Annotated in this window: 2 protein-coding genes; one reads left to right on the forward strand and one right to left on the reverse strand. The window is 65.1% G+C overall.

Annotation, left to right across the window (positions count from 1 at the left end):
• A partial coding sequence (locus GY769_11825) for a hypothetical protein (protein ID MCP4202610.1) occupies nt 1-385 on the reverse strand: 385 nt, incomplete at its 3' end.
• A 115-nt stretch (nt 386-500) separates the two neighbouring features.
• Here GY769_11825 and GY769_11830 point away from each other — a divergent pair.
• A complete protein-coding gene (locus GY769_11830) occupies nt 501-2,060 on the forward strand; it encodes a hypothetical protein (GenBank protein MCP4202611.1) in 1,560 nt (519 codons plus the stop codon).
• Nucleotides 2,061-2,443: the final 383 nt, after the last annotated feature.

The raw sequence follows: 2,443 nt of genomic DNA on the forward strand, positions 1-2,443 counted from the left end.
GGACCCCTGCCTGCTCCGCCTCCCGCGTCCCCAGGAGGTCTCGAATCTCGAGGGGGCTGTCCGGGGTCGGCTGCTCCACCGCCGCCTCCACCGGCGGGGCCGGCTCGGAAGGCGCTGGCGCGCGAGGGCGGACCTCCGCGAAGTTGGTGACCCCGACCGGTTCGCCGTCCTCACGGACCTCGAAGTCGTCGAGGCCGAGGCCGGTCACCGCGTTGCCCTGGCGGTCGGTCACCCATACCTCGACGTTGATCAGCTGGACGTCGACGCTCTCGCCGAACGGCGCCGGGTCGGGCGGCGCCGGCTGGGCCGTAGCCGTGACGGCGAGAGCGGCCATGAGGACCGCGCCGAATGCGACGGATCTGCGGATGGCTTCTCTTCTTCTCACCTAACGCGGCGTAGCCGCAACCAAAGCAGAGCGCCGCGCTGCCAGAGGCAGGAGGATGGCGGTGAGACTCCAGGTATGCTGAGTCAACCAAACACCAGCAAGGGAGGTCACCGCCGTGAAGCAGCTTACCAAAGCCTTGGGGGACTCGATTGTCGGAGTGGCGAACGGATTCGACCGGATCGTGTTCCAGGGCATTCTCCAGCCCTTGATGTATCCGGAAGGCGCCATGCGCTTCTTCCGGCGCCGCAAGATCCTCTTCAAAGAGGCGAGGCACTGGGTTCTGGCGCAGACAGCGCGTCTGGCTTCTGCCGTCGAGGAGTGGTCGCTGCGGGAATGTGGCGAGGGCACCATCTACCTGCGTTCGTCCTCGATCCGCAAGGACGAGGTGGCTCGACGACGCCAGCGGAAGCTGGGCATCACGGTCGGGCTCGTGGGGACCTGGTCGTGCGTGGAGGCTGGGAGTAGCTACCGCTTGGCACCTGCCCAAGGGGGCCCCCGGCTGCGCTCCATTCACACACGCTGCAAGCACCTCTACACCTACTTGGACCACCCGGACTACGGGTTCATGAGCTTGCGGATGCAGACTTGGTTCCCGTACCGCGTCCAGATCGCCCTGAATGGCCGGGAGTGGTTGGCGCGTCAGCTCGAGCAAGCGGGGATCGGTTTCGAGCGGCAAGGCAACAAGATCCTGCATGTCGAGGACTTCGACGCCATGCAAGATCTGCTGGATCAGCAGCTGACCACGGACTGGTGCTCTCTGCTCAACGCTTTCGTCCCGATCGCCTTCCCGACCCTCCGCTCGACGCTGAGGGCTCCGTTCACCTACACGTGGACCCTGTGGCAGAGCGAGTGGGCCAGCGATGTCCTGTTCAGGAAGCGCCACGATCTCGACCCGATCATGGACAGTGTCGTGCGACATGCCTTCATTGGTGCGTATCCCGAACGTCTCCTGCGCTACTTCGCTCGTCCAGTCCGCAAGGATGGCCAGCCGCGGCGGGATATGCGCGATCCTCTCAAGACCAAGATCCTGGATCTGGGCGAGGGCTGTCGCATCCGCCATTGGCTCGGTCGTAACAGCGTCAAGCTCTACAACGAAGACAATGTCCTGCGCTTTGAGACGACCGTCAACAATCCTGGGGCGTTCCGCGTTCACCGCCGCAAGCAAGGGGCGAGCAAAAACGCCCCCAAGCAGCGCCTGCCTCTTCGCAAGGGTATCGCCGACACCACCCTGCGAGCCCGCGTCTGCCAGGAAGTCAACAACCGCTTCTCTGATCACATCGCCTCAACTCGATCCTCGCAGCGCTTCGAGTCCCTCCTCGCCGCGGTGACCCAGCGCAAACGTCGAAGAGGCCGGAGTGTCCGTGCGCTCGAACCGACCGGAAAGGACCTTGCACTCCTGAGAGCTGTCGCCGACCCGCGTTTCGTTGTCGGCGGCTTTTGCAACAAGGATCTGCGTCAGCTCCTCGCTGAGGATCCCCGTCACGTTGGCAAGACCAAGAAGCAGCGCTCAGGGATGACGACCCGCGCCCTCCGACTCCTCCGTGACCACGGTGTCATCCGTCGTCTTCCCAAGTCCCGGCGCTACCTGGTGACCCTCACCGGCCGCGCGCTCGTCACCGCCCTTCACGCTGCGTTAGCTGCTTCAACAGAAGAACTTACGAGGATCGCAGCGTGATCGTGCCTCGTTTTTTCGAAGTTGTTGAGGGGTAAGCCACTAAGGGCTCCTCGGAACGGGCCGGGCCGCGATGAGCATTCCTTACTCTACCAGCGGTCGGTCCGAAACGGCCCTGCCGGCAGACCTTCCGCGTTGGAGAGGTTGGCCGAGGCCGGATCGTCACTCCAAGCGTAGCGCACGGCCGCCGGCTCCGGCACCGAGTCGCTCCACACGCCTCCCAGGTGCCGCCGGCCAGCGTTTCCCGGGGTTCCCACGCCCAGCCCCTGGGGACCTTGAAATGCCGGATGGCGCCGTCGCCGGCGCCCGCGATCTCCGCTTCGGCGTCCCGCCGCCGCCAGCGCCAGCCACGTTGCGATCTTCGATCCTTCAGGGATTCTCATCGA

It is taken from the genome of bacterium (assembly GCA_024224155.1).
Lineage (GTDB): Bacteria > Acidobacteriota > Thermoanaerobaculia > Multivoradales > JAHEKO01 > CALZIK01.